This is a genomic window from Pseudomonas inefficax, assembly GCF_032164165.1.
GTDB lineage: Bacteria > Pseudomonadota > Gammaproteobacteria > Pseudomonadales > Pseudomonadaceae > Aquipseudomonas > Aquipseudomonas inefficax.
Map to the genome: position 1 here is coordinate 3,941,727 of NZ_CP134401.1, position 18,520 is coordinate 3,960,246.

Genomic DNA, 18,520 nt, shown 5'->3' on the forward strand with positions numbered 1-18,520 from the left:
ACCGCGTTGGTCAGGCGCTCAATCTGGCCTGCGCCGCCAAGCGGTTGATCGCCGCATCCAGTTCATCCAGTGCCTGTTGTGCCAGCGGGTTTTCCTGCTTGAGCAAGGTTTCGCTGCGCTGGCACGCGGCCCGCAACTGCGGCACGCCGCAATAACGCGAGGCGCCGTTCAGGCGGTGCACCTGTTCGATCAGGCCGTTGCGGTCGTCGGCCTCGCGGGCGGCGCGTATGGCTTCGCGGTCGGCTTCCAGCGAGTTCAGCAGCATGCTCAGCATATCGGCCGCCAGGTCTGCTTTGCCGGCGGCCAGGCGCAGGCCTTCCTCGGGGTCCAGCACCTTCAGGTCATCACTGTTGTCCAGTTGCTCGGCCAGGCGTTCCTGCTGTGGTGCGCCCAGGCTCAGGCCGGTCCATTTCATCACCACCTGGGCCAGTTGCCGTTCGCTGATCGGCTTGGTCAGATAGTCGTCCATGCCACCGTGCAGCAACGCGCGTTTCTCGTTGGCCATGGCGTGGGCGGTGAGGGCGACGATCGGCAGCGGGTTGCTGCTTTGGGTGTTTTCCCACAGGCGGATCTGTTCGGTGCAGGCGCGGCCGTCCATGCCCGGCATCTGCACGTCCATCAGCACCAGGTCGAACGGCTCGTCCTGCACCGCCTGCACCGCCGCATAGCCGTTGTCGACGGCCAGCACCTCGGCGCCCATGTCTTCGAGCAGGGTCTGCACCAGCAACAGGTTGGCGGGGTTGTCGTCGACGCAGAGGATTTTCGGCTGGCGCTGGCCGTTGACGCTGTTCACCTCGCCTTGCGGGCGGCGCGGTTGTAGCAGTTCCAGCAACAGGCGGCGCAGTTTGCGCGTGCAGGTCGGCTTGGACAACAACTGGCCATGGCCGTTGGGCAGGTACGGATGGTAGAGCGCCTGCTCGGTGGTCGGGCACAGCACCACGCACTGGCAATGGTAGCGTTCGAGCTGCTGGTGGTAATGGCCCAGCTGCTCGGGCGACAGGTTGCCAAGGTTGGCGCCGAGCACGGCGAAGTCGAATGGCAGGCCGGCCTGGCTGGCAGCTTGCACGCCCTGCAGCAACTGGTCGAAGGAGGGGAACAGGCTGACGCTGAGGCCGCAGTCCTCCAGCTGGTGTTCCAACGCCTGGCGCGCCAGTTCGTGGCCATCGACGATGGCTGCGCGGCGACCCAGCAGCGGTTGCAGCGGCAGGTCCTCGACACCGTCGTGGGCTTTGGGCAGGTTCAGGCTGATCCAGAACTGCGAACCCTCGCCCGGGGTGCTGTCGACACCGATTTCGCCGCCCATCTGTTCGATCAGGCGCTTGGAAATCACCAGCCCCAGGCCAGTGCCGCCAGGCTGGCGGGCCAGCGAGTTGTCGGCCTGGCTGAAGGCCTGGAACAGCGTACGCACATCCTGCGGCGACAGGCCGATGCCGGTGTCCTGCACGCTGATGCGTAGTTGCGCACTGTCTTCGTGCTCGTCTTCGAGCATGGCGCGCACGACGATGGTGCCCTCGCGGGTGAACTTGATGGCGTTGCTGACCAGGTTGGTAAGGATCTGCTTGAGCCGCAACGGGTCGCCGATCAGCGACGACGGGGTATCGCGGTAGATCAGGCTGAGCAGCTCCAGCTGCTTGGCGTGGGCGGCCGGGGCGAGGATGGTCAGGGTGTCCTGGATCAGGTCGCGCAGGTTGAAGGGGATGCTGTCGAGCACCAGCTTGCCGGCCTCGATCTTGGAGAAATCGAGGATCTCGTTGATGATCCCGAGCAGGTTGTCGGCGGACTTCTCGATGGTGCTCAGGTAGTCCAGCTGGCGTGGTGTCAGCTCGCTTTTCTGCAGCAGGTGGGTGAAACCGAGGATGCCGTTGAGCGGGGTGCGGATTTCGTGGCTCATGTTGGCCAGGAATTCCGACTTGATGCGGCTGGCCTCCAGGGCCTCCTTGCGCGCCATGTCCAGCTCGATGTTCTGGATCTCGATGGTTTCCAGGTTCTGGCGCACGTCCTCGGTGGCCTGATCGATGCTGTGTTGCAGCTCTTCGTGGGCGTTGTGCAGGGTTTCGGCCATGCGGTTGATGCCGCGCGCCAGCTCGTCCAGCTCATGGCTGCCCATGGCCGGCAGGCGTTCCTCGAGGTGGCCGTCCTTGAGCTGGTTGACCGCGTGCTTGATGCGCTTGATCGGGTCGTTGATGGTGCGGCTCATGCGCAGTGCCAGCAAGCCGCTGAGCACCAGGCAGGCGAGAATCAGCAACAGGCTGGTGAACAGGTTGCGGTAGCCGCGCAGCAGGGTGCCGTCGTGGGACAGCTCGATCTCGACCCAGCCCAGCAGGCGTTCGGTTTCGGCCGGCACGGCATCGGTGGCCAGGTCGCGATGGTGGCCGAACACCGGCATCAGGTAGCGGGTGGCATCATTGCCGCTGCGTTGCAGCAGTTGGGTGCCGGTGCCGCCGCTGGGCGGCTGGTTGAGCATGCTCGGGCCAGCGTGGGCCAGACGCGTGCGGTCAGGGGCCAGGAAGGCGACCGCGCGCACATCCGCCTGCTCCAGGGTTTGCGCGGCAATACGCTCCAGTTGCGCCGGTGCCAGCTTGGCCATGGCGGGCGCAGCCAGCGGCGCCAGTTGCTCGGCGATCATCTTGCCGCGTTGCAGCAACTGGGTGCGGAGGTCGTTCTGTTGCAGCCAGGTGAAGTAACTACCCAGCACCAGGGCCATCAGGCCGGCCGGCAGCAGAGCCAGCAGCAGGACCCGGCTGCGAATTCCCAAGCGATCGAGCACACTCGCCTCCTGTCATGTGCCTGGACACCGTCACGCAATGACGGCCAAGCCGGGAAGTTACTCCGCCTGCAGTGCTATTGCACCTCTTTAGTATGTGTTTTGCGCCCTTGCAGGGGCATTGGTCGCAGGGCGGTTGCCTGGCAGGCGCTGGATACTCAATAATCACGCGATTGAGAATGCATGGCAGTTGCCAATGAATCCTGTAGCTATTCACAATTCCAACATCCTTGCCATCGAGGATGACCCCGTTCTCGGTGCCTACCTGCACGAAGAGCTGCAGCGCGGCGGTTTCCAGGTGACCTGGTGCCGCAATGGATTGGAGGGTCTGGAAACGGCAGGCCGCCAGGCTTTCGATGTGGTGCTTATGGACATCCTGCTGCCCGGGCTCAACGGTCTGGATGCCCTGGCGCAGTTGCGCAAGCGTAGTGCCACGCCGGTGATCCTGATGTCGGCGCTGGGTGCCGAGGCCGACCGCATCAGCGGTTTCCAGCGCGGTGCCGACGACTATCTGCCCAAGCCGTTCAGCATGGCCGAGCTGCAGGTACGCATCGAAGCAATACTGCGCCGCGTGGCCCTCGAACGACGCCATCAAGCCCCGCACGCGCATGCCGCCAGTGGCGAACTGCAATACGACGAGGGACTGTACGACGTGCGCCTGGAGGGTCGCCTGGCCGGGCTGACCCCCAGCGAGTTCCGCCTGCTCGACATCCTCAACCGCAACCTCGACGAAGTGCTGAGCAAGCCGTTCCTCTACCAGCAAGTGCTGCAGCGAGGCTATTCGCGGCATGATCGCAGCCTGGACATGCACGTCAGCCAGATCCGTCGCAAGCTCAAGGGCATCGGCTATCACGAACGGCAGATCCGCACCGTGTGGGGCAAGGGCTACGTACTCAGCGCCAGCGAGGCGGAGTGACCCATGCTCGACCGCCATTCGCTGTTCTGGAAGCTGGCCATCCTGTTGGTGGGCTTCTGCCTGCTGATGATCGGCCTCAGCTACACCTGGGGCCGGCACATGGAAACCCAGAACGCTTTCCTCTCGGAGCCGGCGCGGCAGGCCTTGCGTGGCTATGCTGCCGAGGCCGAGCAGGCCTGGCGCAGTGGCGGGCGGATGGGGCTGGACAGGTGGGTGACGGCGATGCACCAGCGCGAACGCGGCTGGGTTGGCGTACTCGACCTCAACCTGCGGCCGCTGGACAGCGCCAGCCTCGACCCGCAGATCATGCAGCGGCTCACCCGCCTGCGTGGTGTCGACTGGCCGATGAGCCGGCGCAGCGTCGAGCAGCCATGGCTGCGCATACCGTTCCCGGGGGCACCGGAGCAGGGCATGCTGGTGATCGAACTGCCGCAGCGCTTCAACCCCGGCCAATACCGCATGCTGTGGCGCATCGTCACCAACGGCATCATTCCCGGCCTGTTTACCCTGCTGTTGTGCGTGGGCCTTTATCGCATGCTCATCGTGCCGTTGAACCAGTTGCGCGAGCAGGCCAACGCCTGGCGCGCCGACCAGCTGTCGGCGCGCCTCGATCCACGCACCATCGCCCGGCATGACGAGCTGGGCGAACTGGCCCGAGCCTTCGACCAGATGGCCGAGCGGCTGCAGGGCACGGTAACCATGCAGCAGCAGTTGCTGCGTGACCTGTCCCACGAAATGCGTACGCCACTGAGCCGGCTGCGTGTGGCCTGCGATGGCGAATCCGACCTGCAACGCCTGCGTGAACGCCTGACGCGGGAGGTGGACTGCATGCAGCAGCTGGTCGAGGACACCCTGCAACTGGCCTGGCAGGACGCCGAACGTGCGCCGATGAACCTGGAGCCGATCGAGGTGCAGGCGCTGTGGGAGCTGCTGGCCGAGAATGCCAGCTATGAAAGCGGCTGGTCGCTGGCGCGGCTGCGCTGCGAAGTGCCGGCCGACTGCTGGGTGCAGGGCAACCTCAACCACCTGGCCCAGGCGCTGGAAAACCTGTTGCGCAACGCCATTCGTCATTCGCCGGCCGATGGTGTGGTGCGCCTCGGTGGGCAACGTGAAGGCGGGTATTGGAGGTTGTGGCTGGAAGACGAGGGCGGTGGCGTGGCTGAAGAAGACCTGGAGCGGATTTTTGCGCCGTTCTCGCGGCTGGACGGTTCGCGGCCAGGAGATGGCGGTTTCGGCCTGGGGTTGAGCATTGCCCGCAGTGCGATCCAGCGCCAGGGCGGCACCTTGTGGGCGGAGAATGGCAAGCGCGGGCTGCGGTTGTGGATGCGCTTGCCGTTACATGTGCCGGCCTCTTCGCGGGCACGCCCGCTCCCACAGGTACAGCAGTTATCTTGAATGCAGCGCAATCCCTGTGGGAGCGGGTTCACCCGCGAAAGGGCTGGTACAGGTTATCGATATAACTTGTAGCTATATTCACCACAGATTGCGTGATATGGCCGCGAAGGGTTTGCCGGTATGATAGGCACCCCTGCCGTCCGGATTGTGAAATACGCCATGACCTTGCAGTACCCAACCATCGCCGATTGCGTCGGCAATACGCCCCTGGTTCGCCTGCAGCGTATTGCTGGCGAAACCAGCAACACCCTCCTGCTCAAGCTCGAAGGTAACAATCCCGCCGGCTCGGTAAAGGACCGCCCGGCACTGTCGATGATCACCCGCGCCGAACTGCGCGGCCAGATCAAGCCCGGCGATACTCTGATCGAAGCCACCTCCGGCAACACCGGCATCGCCCTGGCGATGGCTGCGGCGATCAAGGGCTACAAGATGATCCTGATCATGCCCGACAACTCCACCGCCGAGCGCAAGGCTGCCATGACCGCCTACGGCGCCGAGCTGATCCTGGTGACCAAGGAAGAGGGCATGGAAGGCGCCCGTGACCTGGCCGAGAAGCTGCAGGGCGAAGGCCGCGGGCTGGTGCTGGACCAGTTCGCCAACGGCGACAACCCTATCGCTCACTACAACAGCACTGGCCCCGAGATCTGGCAGCAGACCCAGGGCACCATCACCCATTTCGTCAGTTCCATGGGTACCACCGGTACCATCATGGGCTGCTCGCAGTACCTCAAGGAACAGAACCCGGCGGTGCAGATCATCGGTCTGCAACCAATGGAAGGCTCGGCCATTCCGGGCATCCGCCGCTGGCCCGAGGAATACCTGCCGAAAATCTTCGACGCCAGCCGCGTCGACCGCGTGGTCGACATGTCGCAGCAGGAAGCCGAGGAAACCACCCGCCGCCTTGCCCGTGAAGAGGGCATTTTCTGCGGTGTGTCTTCCGGTGGTGCAGTTGCAGCCATGCTGCGTCTGTCCCGCGAGGTGGAAAATGCCACGATGGTCGCGATCATCTGCGATCGCGGCGACCGTTACCTGTCCACCGGCCTGTTCGACCCGAGCTAAATGTCCAAGAAGAAAAGCAACAGCGGCCTGCGCTTTCAGCCGGCCGGCGGCAACCGCAGCCCCCAGGTCCCGGTGGGCAAGAAACAGCGCCTGGAAATCGAGCGCCTGGCCGGTGACGGCCGCGGCATTGCCTTCCACGAAGGGCGCACCTGGTTCGTCAGTGGCGCCCTGGCCGGGGAGGCTGTAGAGGCGCGGGTGCTCAATGCCCGTGGCAAAGTGGTCGAGGCCCGCCTGGAGCGCTTGCTGCAGGCCAGCCCCGAACGCCGTCAGGCTCCGTGCCGATATTACGAGCGCTGCGGAGGCTGCAGTCTGCAGCACCTGCCGCACGAAGCGCAGCTGGCGCTCAAGCAACGCACCCTGGCCGAGCAGCTGCAGCGGGTGGCCGGCGTGCAGCCCGAGGAATGGGCTGCACCGCTGAGCGGGCCCGAGTTCGGCTACCGGCGTCGCGCCCGCGTGGCAGTGCGCTGGGACGTCAAGGCGCGCCAGCTGGAGGTCGGCTTCCGCGCCGAGGCCAGTCAGGACATCATTGCCATCGACGATTGCGCGGTGCTGGTACAGCCCTTGCAATCGATTCTGCGCCACCTGCCTACCGTGCTGCGCTCGCTGAGCAAGCCTCAGGCGCTGGGCCATGTGGAACTGTTCAGCGGTACTGCCGAGGCGCTGCTGGTGCGCCATGTCGCGCCGTTGCCCGCCGAAGACCTGGCCAGGTTGCAGGCGTTCTGCGAACAGGCCAACGCCCAGCTGTGGCTGCAGGGTGAAGGAGAGCCGGCGCCAGTGGACCCGGCCGCGCAGTTGGGCTTTGCCCTGGCGCCCTGGCAGCTGGAACTGGCCTGGCGCCCAGGTGACTTCGTGCAGGTAAATGCCCAGGTCAACACGGCGATGATCGAGCAGGCCCTGGCCTGGCTCGCACCCCAGGCCGACGAGCGCGTGCTGGACCTGTTCTGCGGCCTGGGCAACTTCGCCCTGCCGCTGGCCCGTCAGGCGCGTGAGGTGGTGGCAGTGGAAGGCGTGCAGGCCATGGTCGATCGGGCCGCGGCCAATGCCCGGAACAACAATGTGCATAACGCACGGTTTTTTCAGGCCGATTTATCGCAGCCTTTGGCGGGCGCCGGATGGGCCGCCGAGGGCTTTTCTGCGGTACTCTTGGATCCACCGCGCGACGGTGCTTTCGAGGTGGTGCAAGGCATCGCCCGCCTCAAGGCCAGAAGGCTGGTCTATGTATCGTGCAACCCGGCCACGCTGGCGCGAGACGCCCAGGTGCTGGTCGGCCAGGGGTACCGGTTAAAAAGGGCCGGGATTCTCGACATGTTTCCTCAGACGGCGCATGTCGAGGCCATGGCGTTATTCGAAGCGGGCTAGCTGACTGGCCCCTTGGTGCGGTCTCCACGGAATGGTGGCCGCACGGTGATCGCCAGCGCACCCGAGTGGTGTGCTGTATGGAAAGGTAAAACAAAGATGGTACAGGTGAGAGTGCACCAGCCGGTCAACACCGACGGCAGTATCAATCTCGAAGCATGGTTGGACCATGTGGTAAGCGTCGATTCGGCACTGGATCGCGCAGCGTTGAAAGAGGCCTGCGAGTTTGCCCATGAGGTCGAGAAAAAGGGCAACCCGGCCAAGCATTCCTGGGCGGACGGTACGTCTAGCTTCCAGGCGGGCCTGGAGATCGCTGAAATCCTCGCCGACCTCAAGCTCGACCAGGATTCCCTGGTGGCGGCGGTCATCTACCGCTCGGTGCGCGAGGGCAAGGTGACCCTGGCCGAGGTCAGCCAGCGCTTTGGCCCGGTGGTGTCCAAGCTGATCGACGGGGTGCTGCGCATGGCCGCCATCAGCGCCAGCCTCAGCCCGCGCCAGTCGCTGGTGCTGGGCTCGCAGGCGCAGGTCGAGAACCTGCGCAAGATGCTCGTGGCCATGGTCGACGATGTGCGCGTGGCGCTGATCAAGCTGGCCGAGCGCACCTGCGCGATCCGTGCGGTCAAGGCAGCCGACGACGAGAAACGCCTGCGTGTCGCGCGCGAGGTGTTCGATATCTATGCGCCGCTGGCGCACCGTCTGGGTATCGGCCACATCAAGTGGGAGCTGGAAGACCTGTCCTTCCGCTACCTCGAACCCGACCAGTACAAACAGATCGCCAAGCTGCTGCACGAGCGTCGCCTGGACCGCGAGCGCTTCATCAGCGAGGTGATGAACCAGCTGCAGAACGAGCTGCTGGCCACTGGCGTCAAGGCCGACATCAGCGGCCGGGCGAAGCATATCTATTCGATCTGGCGCAAGATGCAGCGCAAAGGCCTGGAATTCAGCCAGATCTACGACGTGCGCGCGGTACGCGTGCTGGTGCCGGAAATCCGCGACTGCTACACCGCGCTGGGTATCGTGCACACGCTGTGGCGACACATCCCCAAGGAGTTCGACGACTACATCGCCAACCCCAAGGAGAACGGCTATCGCTCGCTGCACACCGCGGTGATCGGCCCCGAGGGCAAGGTGCTGGAAGTGCAGATCCGTACCCACGGCATGCACGAGGAAGCCGAGCTTGGGGTTTGCGCCCACTGGCGCTACAAGGGCACCGACGTCAAGCCCAGTTCCAACCATTACGAAGAGAAGATCTCCTGGCTGCGTCAGGTGCTGGAGTGGCACGAAGAGCTGGGCGACATCGGTGGCCTGGCCGAGCAGTTGCGGGTCGACATCGAGCCGGATCGGGTTTATGTATTTACCCCGGACGGCCACGCCATCGACTTGCCAAAGGGTGCCACGCCGCTGGACTTCGCCTACCGCGTGCACACCGAAATCGGCCACAACTGCCGCGGCGCCAAGATCAACGGGCGTATCGTACCGCTCAACTACAGCCTGCAGACCGGCGAGCAGGTCGAGATCATTACCAGCAAGCACGGCAACCCCAGCCGTGACTGGTTGAACTCCAACCTGGGCTACGTCACCACTTCGCGGGCGCGGGCCAAGATCGTGCACTGGTTCAAGCTGCAGGCTCGTGACCAGAACGTTGCCGCCGGCAAGACCTTGCTCGAACGCGAGCTCAGCCGCCTGGGCCTGCCGCAGGTGGATTTCGAGCGCCTGGCCGAAAAGACCAACGTCAAGACCGCCGAGGACATGTTTGCCTCGCTCGGTGCCGGCGACCTGCGCCTGGCGCACCTGGTCAACGCCGCCCAGCAGTTGCTGGAGCCCGAGCGCATCGAGCAGATCGAACTGGTACCGCGCAAGCCTACCGGGCCGCGCACCGGCAAGCGTGGTGACATCCAGATCCAGGGTGTCGGCAACCTGCTGACGCAGATGGCCGGCTGCTGCCAGCCGCTGCCGGGCGACGCCATCGTCGGCTACATCACTCAGGGCCGCGGCGTGAGCATCCACCGCCAGGACTGCGCCTCGGTGCTGCAGTTGGCGGGCAAGGAACCGGAGCGCATGATCCAGGTCAGCTGGGGGCCGATCCCTGTGCAGACTTATCCGGTCGACATCGTCATTCGTGCCTATGACCGCCCGGGCTTGCTGCGTGATGTGTCGCAAGTGCTGCTGAACGAGAAGATCAACGTGCTGGCGGTGAACACCCGCTCGAACAAGGAAGACAACACCGCGCTGATGTCGCTGACCATCGAGATTCCGGGCCTGGACGCGCTCGGGCGCTTGCTGGGGCGGATCTCGCAGTTGCCGAATATCATCGAGACGCGGCGTAATCGTACCCCTTGAGACCGCGGCGCCTGCTTCGCGGGTAAACCCGCTCCCACAGGGATGGTGCAAGTCTTCAAATGTGCACTTTTCCTGTGGGAGCGGGTTCACCCGCGAAGAAGCCATCGCCGAAGGACCTGCTTACATGACCTACACCCTCGACGACCTGCTGCACCTCATGGCCCGCCTGCGCGACCCGCAGTACGGCTGCCCGTGGGACCTGAAGCAGAACTACGCGAGCATCGTCCCGCACACCATCGAAGAGGCCTACGAGGTTGCCGACACCATCGAGCGCGGCGACTTCGAGCATCTGCAAGGTGAGCTGGGCGACCTGCTGTTCCAGGTGGTCTACTACAGCCAGCTGGCCCGCGAGGAGGGGCGTTTCGAGTTCGACGGCGTGGTCGACAGCATCACCCGCAAGCTCATTCGCCGTCACCCGCATGTATTCCCCACCGGCGAGCTGTACGCGCCGGTGGACACCCCCAGCCTGAGCGAGGCCCAGGTCAAGTCACGCTGGGAAGAAATCAAGGCTGAAGAGCGCGCGGAAAAGAGCCAGCCCGAACAGCTGTCGTTGCTCGATGACGTACCAGCGGCATTGCCGGCGTTGTCGCGGGCAGCCAAACTGCAAAAGCGCGCGGCCACGGTCGGTTTCGACTGGCCTGCGGCATTGCCGGTGCTGGACAAGGTCCGCGAAGAGCTGGACGAAGTGCTGCAGGCCATGGCCGATGGCGATGCCGATGCGCTCGAGGATGAAGTCGGCGACCTGCTGTTCGCCGCCGTCAACCTGGCCCGTCACCTCAAGCAGGACCCGGAACACGCCTTGCGCCGTGCCAACCGCAAGTTCGAGCGGCGTTTCCGCTTCATCGAACAGGCATTGCGCGACAGTGGGCGATCCATCGAAGATTGTAACCTTGACGAACTGGACGCCCTTTGGGGCGAAGCCAAACGTCAGGAAAAGAACCTGCCCAGCTGCAGCTGAGCTGTTGCATAAGTGAGTGAACATTCATGAGCCTTTCCCTTCGCGACCAACTGCTCAAAGCCGGTCTGGTCAACCAGAAACAGGTTTCCCAGGCCAACAAGGCCGAGAAGAAACAGAAACGCCTGGAGCACAAAGGCCAGGTCGAGGTGGACGACACCCAACAGCGCCTGGCCAAGGAAGCCATGGCCGAGAAAGCCAAGCGTGACCAGGAACTGAACCGCCAGCAGCAGGAAAAAGCCGAGCAGAAAGCCCGCGCCGCGCAGATCAAGCAGTTGATCGAAGCGACTCGCCTGCCGAAGCTGAGCACCGAGGACTACTACAACTTCGTCGACGACAAGAAGGTCAAGCGCATTGCCGTCAATGCCCTGATGCGGACCAAGCTGAGCAATGGCGCGCTGGCTGTGGTGGCGCATGCCGGTGGTTACGAAGTCATCCCGCGTGAAGCTGCGGTGAAGATCCAGGAGCGCGACCCAAGCCGCATCCTGCTGCTGAACACCCATGTCGAGGAAGCGGACGAAGACGACCCGTACGCGGCCTACAAGATCCCGGATGATCTGATGTGGTAACCATGAAAACCCCGCCTAGGCGGGGTTTTTCATTTGAAGATGGGGTCATTGCGTGGCGCGCTGGTTTTCCAGGTTTTCCAGCTCTGTACGGTACTGGTGCGCTTCATGTTCGTTGTGGAACATCCCCACCAGCTGGCCTTGTTGGTGCACATCCCAGATCCGCACGCCAGCGGCCAGGCCTTCGTGGGACATTTTCGATTCGTCGCGTTCGGTTACTTGGACTGTCATCGTTAAACTCCACTGCTTCAGTTGACTGCGACACTGTGTCGCACACCCTCTTTATAGAGTTTGTTAGCAGGCTAAGTAAATAAAACTGGGATGAAACAAGTTTCATGGAAGCCGGAGCGCGGTCAAGTGTGGGAGCTTTGAGAGGTCAGAAAAAAGCCCCGCGCAAGGCGGGGCTTCGGGTGCTGCTGGCAGCGCTGGCTCAGTTGCCCTTCACCAGCTTGCCATCCACCGTGCCATCCTGCAGCACGATCACGTATTCCTTGCCGTCGGTCTCGACCTGGCGCAGTTGCACCAGCAGGTAGTCCCAGTCCTTGGCAAACCACAGCTCGGTGATGCGCTTGCTCTGGCTTGGGTCGCGCACGCGCTCGACCTTCACCGCATCGACCTGGCCGGTCTTGGTGGTGACCTTTTCGGTGCCCAGCACGCGGAAGTCGTAGGTGTCGATCTCGTCACCGTCGACCACCTGGTAGGTCATGCTCTTCTTGCCAGCGGCCACATCGTGCTGCAGGGCCAGCTGATAGGACGACTTGTCCAGCACGCCACGGTTCAGTGGCAGGGTGATGGCGTCGCCACGGTCGCTGCCGGTGACCTTCTTGCTGTTCCAGTCGAAGGTCAGGTCGACCTTCTTGGCCTTGCCCAGGCCACCACGCTCGAAGTGGTACTTCTGCGGCAGCAGGGTGTCGTTGTCCAGGCGCAGGGTGCTTTGCTCGGTCAGGCTGGCGATCATCATGGAAGCCTTGAAGTTAAGGTCCCAGGTACCGTTGGCATTCTTGACCAGGCTGCGCTCGGCGGTGCCGCTCATGGGCAGTTGCTTCCAGTCTGCGGTATAGCTGGCCGAGAACGGCTTCAGATCAGCTGCCTGGAGGGGCAGGGCGAGCACGGCGAGAGCCAAGAGCAGGGCGCGACGCATAAATTCTCCTAGGATCGAATCAAGTGACCGCTGGCCGCCAGGGGCTGGCCATCCAGTAATGCACCCTGTTCGCCAAGGCGCAAGCGCCCTTCGGCGAACCAGCGCACCGCCAGCGGGTAAATCAGGTGTTCCTGGCGGTGAACCCGCTGGGCCAGGCTTTCGACGGTGTCGTCCGGCACCACCGGTACCACAGCCTGTACGACCAGTGGGCCGCCATCGAGTTCCTCAGTCACGAAGTGTACGCTGCAGCCGTGCTCGGCGTCGCCTGCCTCCAGCGCCCGGCGGTGGGTATGCAAGCCCTTGTGCTTGGGCAGCAGCGACGGGTGGATGTTGAGCAGGCGGCCCTGATAGTGGCGCACGAAGTCGCCACTGAGGATACGCATGAAGCCGGCCAGCACTACCAGGTCCGGGGCGAAACCGTCGATGCGCGCCATCAGCGCGGCATCGAAGGCTTCACGGCCGTCGAACTGGGTGTGCTCAAGCACGACGCTGTCGATACCGGCCGCCGCGGCGCGTTGCAGGCCGTAGGCATCGGCGCGGTTGGAAACCACCGCACGGATGCGCACCGGGCTGTCCTGGCCTTGGCAACTGTCGATCAGGGCTTGCAGGTTGCTGCCGGAGCCCGACAGCAGTACCACTACATTGCAGGTCTTGCTTGGCATCAGTGTGCCTTGAGGTTCTGCAGCTCGACCTGGGCAGCGCCCTCGGCGGCTTCGGCGATGTGGCCGATCACCCATGGCTGCTCGCCAGCGGCGCGCAGTTCGTTCAGGGCTGCTTCTACCTGATCCTGGGCCACGCAGATGACCATGCCGACGCCGCAGTTCAGTACGCGGTGCATTTCATGCTCGTCGACGTTGCCTTTTTCCTGCAGGAAGTCGAACACTGCCGGGCGCTGCCAGCTGGCCACGTCGATCACCGCCTGGGCGTTGGCAGGCAGTACGCGCGGGATGTTGTCCAGCAGGCCGCCACCGGTGATGTGGGCCATGGCCTTGACCGCGCCGGTGTTCTTGATCAGTTGCAGCAGCGGCTTGACGTAGATGCGGGTCGGCGCCATCAGCAGGTCGGTCAACGGCTTGCCGCCCAGCTGGGTGTTCTCGATGTCGGTGGCGGACACTTCGAGGATCTTGCGGATCAGCGAGTAGCCGTTGGAGTGCGGGCCCGAGGACGGCAGGGCGATCAGTGCGTCGCCGGTGGCAACCTTGGAGCCGTCGATGATCTCGGCCTTTTCCACCACGCCGACGCAGAAGCCTGCCAGGTCGTAGTCTTCGCCTTCGTACATGCCAGGCATTTCGGCGGTTTCACCACCGACCAGCGAGCAGCCGGCCAGTTCGCAACCGGCACCGATGCCGGTGACCACGGTGGCGGCCACGTCGACGTTCAGTTTGCCGGTGGCATAGTAGTCGAGGAAGAACAGCGGCTCGGCGCCGCACACTACCAGGTCGTTGACGCACATGGCGACCAGGTCCTGGCCGATGCTGTCGTGCTTGTTCAGGTTCAGTGCCAGGCGCAGCTTGGTGCCGACGCCGTCGGTGCCGGAGACCAGCACCGGCTGCTTGTAGCCGGCCGGGATCTCGCAGAGGGCGCCGAAGCCGCCCAGGCCACCCATGACTTCAGGGCGTGCGGTGCGTTTTGCCACGCCCTTGATGCGTTCGACCAGTGCTTCGCCGGCGTCGATGTCTACACCGGCGTCCTTGTAGCTCAGGGAGGGTTGCTTGCTCATTGATCCAGGCCTTTAGGAGGGAGGGATTCTTAAAAACGACCATGACGGCCAAGGCCGGCTGGTAAGCGGCGGCTGCCTGAAACGTCAGTGGTCTGTGAAGGCGCGCGATTTTATCAGGGTTGCCGGGCAGCGGCCATCCTCAGGCCGACGGGCAGGTGCCGAAAGCATTAAAAAACATCCTTTCATGGGCCGCGACTGGTTGCCGCGCGGGTGGCTGTATAAGGTATAGGAAAGGTGGCAGGCAGAAATGCCCGGTGTCACGGAGCATTTCTTGTCCGTGGCGGTCACAGCCTGCAGGGCAGCGCCCCGTCGCTCCATGTGTTCTGGACAGGAATCCTCCATGCGTTTCTTCAATATTCTGGCAGTCGGTTGCCTGGCCCTGATCTCGGCCACTGCCCATGCTGAAAATGTCTCCGGCCTTTATCAAGTGCGCGAGCCGGTCACCGGGCAGGGCGCCGAGGCCCGTGCCGCGGCTACCACCCAGGCCCTCGATACCTTGGTAACGCGCCTGACCGGCGACCCCAAGGCGGCGCAAAGCCCGGCATTGGCCGCGCTGCGCAAGGACCCGCAGCAAATCATCAACCAGGTCGCCAGCGAAGCAGGGCCACCCGAATCGGTGCTGGTCGAGTTCGACCCAGGCAGTACCGAACGGGCCTTGCGCAAGGCCGGCCTGGCCTTGTGGGGCAGCAACCGCCCCTCGATCCTCGGCTGGTGGCTGAACGACAGTATCGAAGGCAGCAACCTGGTCGGTGACGGCCAGGCCAGCGCCCAACCCCTGCGCCGTGCCGCTCAGCACCGTGGCTTGCCGTTGCGCCTGCCGCTGGCCGACCTGCAGGAGCAACTGGTGGCCAATGCCGAGCAGATCGAAGGCAGCGACCCTGCGGCGCTGCGCGAAGCCTCGGGGCGCTACGGCGCCGATGCCTTGCTGGCGGTGCATGCCCGGGAAACCGACGGCAAGTGGCAGGGCAAGTGGCAGCTGTGGCTGGGCGACCAGCGTGAGCAAGGTACTGCCGAGGGTGCCGACCCGGCAGCGTTGGCCGACGCCGTGATGCTGGCGCTCAGCAGCCGCCTGGCGCCGCGCTACGTCACTCGCCCAGGTGCCAGCAGCCAGTTGCAGGTGCAAGTGCAGGGGATGAATCTGCAGCGCTACGCCGAACTCGCCCGCGTGCTCGAACCCTTTGGCCCACGCTTGCAAATGGCCGAGGGCAGCACCCTGACCTACGATGTGACCGCCAACCGCGAACAGCTGCGCGCCCAGCTTGGCCTGGCCAAGCTGCAGGAAGTACCGGTAGAGCAGGCGCCCGCAGTGCAGGCGCCTCCAGCACCGGCAGACACTGCCGGGGCCGGGCAACCAGTGCCGACCCAGTCAGCACCCAAGCCGTTCGACGGTTTGCGTTTTCGCTGGTAAGGGGAGCACACCGTGACCGACATGCGTCGTTGGATCTGGCTGGGCGTTGCCCTGCTGGTCGCCGTGCTGCTTTACAGCCTGCACAACATTCTTACCCCATTCCTGGTCGGCATCCTGCTGGCCTACCTGGCCGACCCGCTGGTCGACCGCCTGGAGCGCCTGGGGCTGTCGCGCACCTGGGGCGTAGTCGTGGTGTTCGGCCTGTTCACCCTGTTGCTGCTGGCCTTGCTGCTGGTGCTGATACCGATGCTGGCCAAGCAGTTGGTGCGCCTGTACGAGCTGGCGCCGCAGATGCTCGACTGGCTCGAGCACGTGGCGCTGCCCTGGGTGCAGAGCCGCCTGGGCCTGGCTGACGGCTTCTGGAAGTTCGACAAGATCAAGGCCGCCATCAGCACGCACATGGGCCAGACCACCGATATCGTCGGCGTGCTGCTGTCCCATGCCACCGCCTCGGGCCTGGCGCTGATGGCCTGGCTGGCCAACATGGTGCTGATCCCGGTGGTGGGCTTCTACCTGCTGCGAGATTGGGACCTGATGATGGGCAAGCTGCGCAACCTGTTGCCACGTCAGCGTGAGGCGCAGGTGCTCGGCCTGGCAGGAGAGTGCCACGAAGTGCTGGGCGCGTTCGTGCGTGGGCAGCTGCTGGTGATGGTGGCGCTGGGCATCATCTACTCGGCGGGTCTGATGCTGGTGGGGCTGGAACTGGGCCTGTTGATCGGCATGCTCGCCGGGCTGGCGGCCATCGTGCCGTACATGGGCTTCATCATCGGCATCGGCGCGGCCTTGGTGGCTGGCCTGTTCCAGTTTGGTGGCGACCTGTACCCGATGCTGGGCATCGTCGCGGTATTCATGGTCGGCCAGGCGCTGGAAGGCATGGTGCTGACCCCGCTGCTGGTCGGCGATCGTATCGGCCTGCACCCGGTGGCGGTGATTTTCGCGATCCTGGCCGGCGGTGAGCTGTTCGGCTTTACCGGGGTGTTGCTGGCGCTGCCGGTGGCGGCGGTGATCATGGTGCTGCTGCGACATGTGCATGATCTGTACAAGGAATCGGACATGTATGCCGGGGATATTGACCCGGAGTTGTGAGCTTGAGGCCTCTTGGCTGCGCTGACCCTTGTAGGAGCGGCCTTGCGTCGCGATGGGGCGCGCAGCGGCCCCAGGATATCTGCCCTGGCTCAGGATTTCCGGGGCCGCCTTGCGGCCCATCGCGACACAAGGCCGCTCCTACAGGGCCGATGCCACAGGCGTTTGGCGCGCAACTCGTTGATTTTACTTGGGCTATCCGCTGCCGTGATTGTGCGCCCCGCGCTGCGGGTATAGACTTTGCAGATTGTTCACCAAAGGCCCCCTGCGGTCCTGTCGACCGCCCGCGAGCATGAAACCACCGATCCAGTTGCCCCTGGGTGTGCGCCTGCGCGATGACGCCACCTTCATCAACTACTATCCGGGCGCCAATGCTGCGGCATTGGGCTACGTCGAGCGGTTATGCGAAGCCGACGCCGGCTGGACCGAGAGCCTTATCTATCTGTGGGGCAAGCAAGGTGTTGGCCGTTCCCACCTGCTACAGGCTGCCACCCATCGCTTCCAGCAACGCGGCGAACCCGCTGTCTACCTGCCGCTCGCGCAATTGCTCGATCGTGGTGTAGGGCTGCTCGACTACCTGGCCCAGTACGAACTGGTGTGCATCGATGACCTGCACGTGATCGCCGGCAAGGCTGACTGGGAAGAGGCCATGTTCCACCTGTTCAACCGCCTGCGTGACAGCGGCCGGCGGCTGCTGCTGGCTGCCTCGGCATCGCCGCGCGAACTGCCGATCAAGCTGCCCGACCTGAAGTCGCGGCTGACCCTGGCCCTGGTGTTCCAGATGCGTGGCCTGTCCGACGAAGACAAGCTGCGCGCCCTGCAACTGCGTGCATCGCGCCGTGGCTTGCACCTCACCGATGAAGTCGGCCACTTCATCCTCACCCGCGGCGCACGCAGCATGAGTGCGTTGTTCGACCTGCTCGAACGCCTCGACCAGGCCTCGTTGCAGGCGCAACGCAAGCTCACCATTCCTTTCCTCAAGGAAACCCTGGGTTGGTAAGCCCCTGAAAACGTTGGGCCAGAGCGGCAAAACAAAAAAGTCACATCTTTTTCGATAAAATTTGCAAATGGCCATGATAGAGGGCATAGTTTCACCCTTCTAAAGGATTACAGACACGGTCGTGCCCATGCTGAAGCGCTTCGCACCCCTCGTGCCACTCGCACTCGTGACCCTGCTTTTTGGCTGCGCGGCCCAAGGCCCAGCATCTCATTCAGAGCCGCAGTCCCAGGATCACTCCCCGATCGCCGCACAATCGGCGTTCAAGGCCAAAGCCTCGTCCTCGTCGGTATTCGGCGAGCCGGAAGAGCTGGCCACCGAAGATGACCTGCAGTCTTTCTCCAGCAGCAAGCCTTACCAGTTGCCAGCACTGGCTGACAGCATTCTAGAGCGCGGCATGTCGTTGATCGGCACCCGCTACCGCTTCGGTGGTACCTCGGAGAAGTCCGGCTTCGACTGCAGTGGTTTCATCGGCTACCTGTTCCGCGAAGAAGCGGGCGTGACCCTGCCGCGTTCCACGCGAGAAATGATCAACGTCGATGCGCCGAAAGTGGCCCGCAACAAGCTCAAGCCAGGTGACCTGCTGTTCTTCAGCACCAATGGCCGCGGCCGCGTCAGCCATGCCGGCATCTACCTGGGTGACAACCAGTTCATCCACTCCAGCAGCCGCCGCAGCGGTGGCGTGCGCATCGACAGCCTCGGTGATCGCTACTGGAGCAAGACCTTCATCGAAGCCAAGCGTGCCTTGGCCATGGCGCCGACCACCAATATCGCGCGCAACTGATAGCAAAATGATATATCCTGCCACGGCGGCGATGCT

Annotated in this window: 16 protein-coding genes; 11 read left to right on the plus strand and 5 right to left on the minus strand. The window is 64.0% G+C overall.

The genetic code is table 11. The features are described from left to right. Positions 1 to 10: 10 nt before the first annotated feature. On the minus strand, positions 11 to 2,767 hold the full coding sequence (locus tag RIN61_RS17810) for a response regulator (RefSeq protein WP_112251105.1): 2,757 nt from the start codon (positions 2,765 to 2,767) through the stop codon (positions 11 to 13). 193 nt (positions 2,768 to 2,960) lie between these two features. Between RIN61_RS17810 and RIN61_RS17815 the strand changes: the two genes are divergently transcribed. The 7 genes from RIN61_RS17815 to RIN61_RS17845 all read left to right on the plus strand — a co-directional run bounded on the left by RIN61_RS17815 (position 2,961) and on the right by RIN61_RS17845 (position 11,354). After that, a complete protein-coding gene (locus RIN61_RS17815) occupies positions 2,961 to 3,680 on the plus strand; it encodes a response regulator transcription factor (RefSeq protein ID WP_112251107.1) in 720 nt (239 codons plus the stop codon). Between the two features lie 3 nt (positions 3,681 to 3,683). Further along, complete coding sequence (locus RIN61_RS17820; RefSeq protein ID WP_313853172.1) at positions 3,684 to 5,075, plus strand: histidine kinase sensor domain-containing protein; 1,392 nt, start codon at positions 3,684 to 3,686, stop codon at positions 5,073 to 5,075. Between the two features lie 159 nt (positions 5,076 to 5,234). Further along, on the plus strand, positions 5,235 to 6,134 hold the full coding sequence (cysM, locus tag RIN61_RS17825; protein ID WP_215520372.1) for a cysteine synthase CysM: 900 nt from the start codon (positions 5,235 to 5,237) through the stop codon (positions 6,132 to 6,134). Further along, positions 6,135 to 7,493 (plus strand): 23S rRNA (uracil(1939)-C(5))-methyltransferase RlmD, encoded by a 1,359-nt coding sequence (gene rlmD, locus RIN61_RS17830; protein WP_313853175.1) that lies wholly within the window; start codon positions 6,135 to 6,137, stop codon positions 7,491 to 7,493. Positions 7,494 to 7,589: 96 nt separating this feature from the next. Beyond that, a complete protein-coding gene (gene relA, locus RIN61_RS17835) occupies positions 7,590 to 9,830 on the plus strand; it encodes a GTP diphosphokinase (RefSeq protein ID WP_112251115.1) in 2,241 nt (746 codons plus the stop codon). A gap of 124 nt (positions 9,831 to 9,954) precedes the next feature. After that, positions 9,955 to 10,788 (plus strand): nucleoside triphosphate pyrophosphohydrolase, encoded by an 834-nt coding sequence (mazG, locus tag RIN61_RS17840; protein WP_112251117.1) that lies wholly within the window; start codon positions 9,955 to 9,957, stop codon positions 10,786 to 10,788. Positions 10,789 to 10,814: 26 nt separating this feature from the next. Continuing rightward, a complete protein-coding gene (locus RIN61_RS17845; RefSeq protein ID WP_112251119.1) occupies positions 10,815 to 11,354 on the plus strand; it encodes a DUF2058 domain-containing protein in 540 nt (179 codons plus the stop codon). Positions 11,355 to 11,399: 45 nt separating this feature from the next. Here the strand turns inward: RIN61_RS17845 and RIN61_RS17850 are convergent, their stop codons facing one another. From RIN61_RS17850 to purM, 4 genes are all read right to left on the minus strand, one after another. Beyond that, positions 11,400 to 11,582 carry a hypothetical protein gene (locus RIN61_RS17850; protein WP_003257734.1) on the minus strand — a complete coding sequence of 61 codons (183 nt, stop codon included), beginning with the start codon at positions 11,580 to 11,582 and terminating at the stop codon, positions 11,400 to 11,402. A gap of 199 nt (positions 11,583 to 11,781) precedes the next feature. After that, positions 11,782 to 12,492 (minus strand): DUF3108 domain-containing protein, encoded by a 711-nt coding sequence (locus RIN61_RS17855; protein WP_112251121.1) that lies wholly within the window; start codon positions 12,490 to 12,492, stop codon positions 11,782 to 11,784. 8 nt (positions 12,493 to 12,500) lie between these two features. Continuing rightward, entirely contained in the window at positions 12,501 to 13,154 is a 654-nt protein-coding gene (purN, locus tag RIN61_RS17860; RefSeq protein ID WP_313853179.1) for a phosphoribosylglycinamide formyltransferase, read from the minus strand. Then, the gene (purM, locus tag RIN61_RS17865) at positions 13,154 to 14,212 is read right to left on the minus strand and encodes a phosphoribosylformylglycinamidine cyclo-ligase (protein WP_087501448.1); all 1,059 of its coding nucleotides are present in this window, start codon (positions 14,210 to 14,212) and stop codon (positions 13,154 to 13,156) included. The genes purN and purM overlap by 1 nt, the downstream gene beginning before the upstream one ends. 340 nt (positions 14,213 to 14,552) lie before the next feature. Between purM and RIN61_RS17870 the strand changes: the two genes are divergently transcribed. The 4 genes from RIN61_RS17870 (at position 14,553) to RIN61_RS17885 (ending at position 18,484) form a co-directional block, all read left to right on the plus strand. Continuing rightward, the gene (locus tag RIN61_RS17870) at positions 14,553 to 15,620 is read left to right on the plus strand and encodes a DUF2066 domain-containing protein (RefSeq protein ID WP_207877120.1); all 1,068 of its coding nucleotides are present in this window, start codon (positions 14,553 to 14,555) and stop codon (positions 15,618 to 15,620) included. Positions 15,621 to 15,632: 12 nt separating this feature from the next. Continuing rightward, on the plus strand, positions 15,633 to 16,706 hold the full coding sequence (locus tag RIN61_RS17875) for an AI-2E family transporter (protein WP_207877118.1): 1,074 nt from the start codon (positions 15,633 to 15,635) through the stop codon (positions 16,704 to 16,706). 289 nt (positions 16,707 to 16,995) lie between these two features. Beyond that, on the plus strand, positions 16,996 to 17,703 hold the full coding sequence (gene hda / locus RIN61_RS17880) for a DnaA regulatory inactivator Hda (RefSeq protein WP_112251127.1): 708 nt from the start codon (positions 16,996 to 16,998) through the stop codon (positions 17,701 to 17,703). 127 nt (positions 17,704 to 17,830) lie between these two features. Further along, complete coding sequence (locus tag RIN61_RS17885) at positions 17,831 to 18,484, plus strand: C40 family peptidase (RefSeq protein WP_112251129.1); 654 nt, start codon at positions 17,831 to 17,833, stop codon at positions 18,482 to 18,484. Positions 18,485 to 18,520 lie beyond the last annotated feature (36 nt).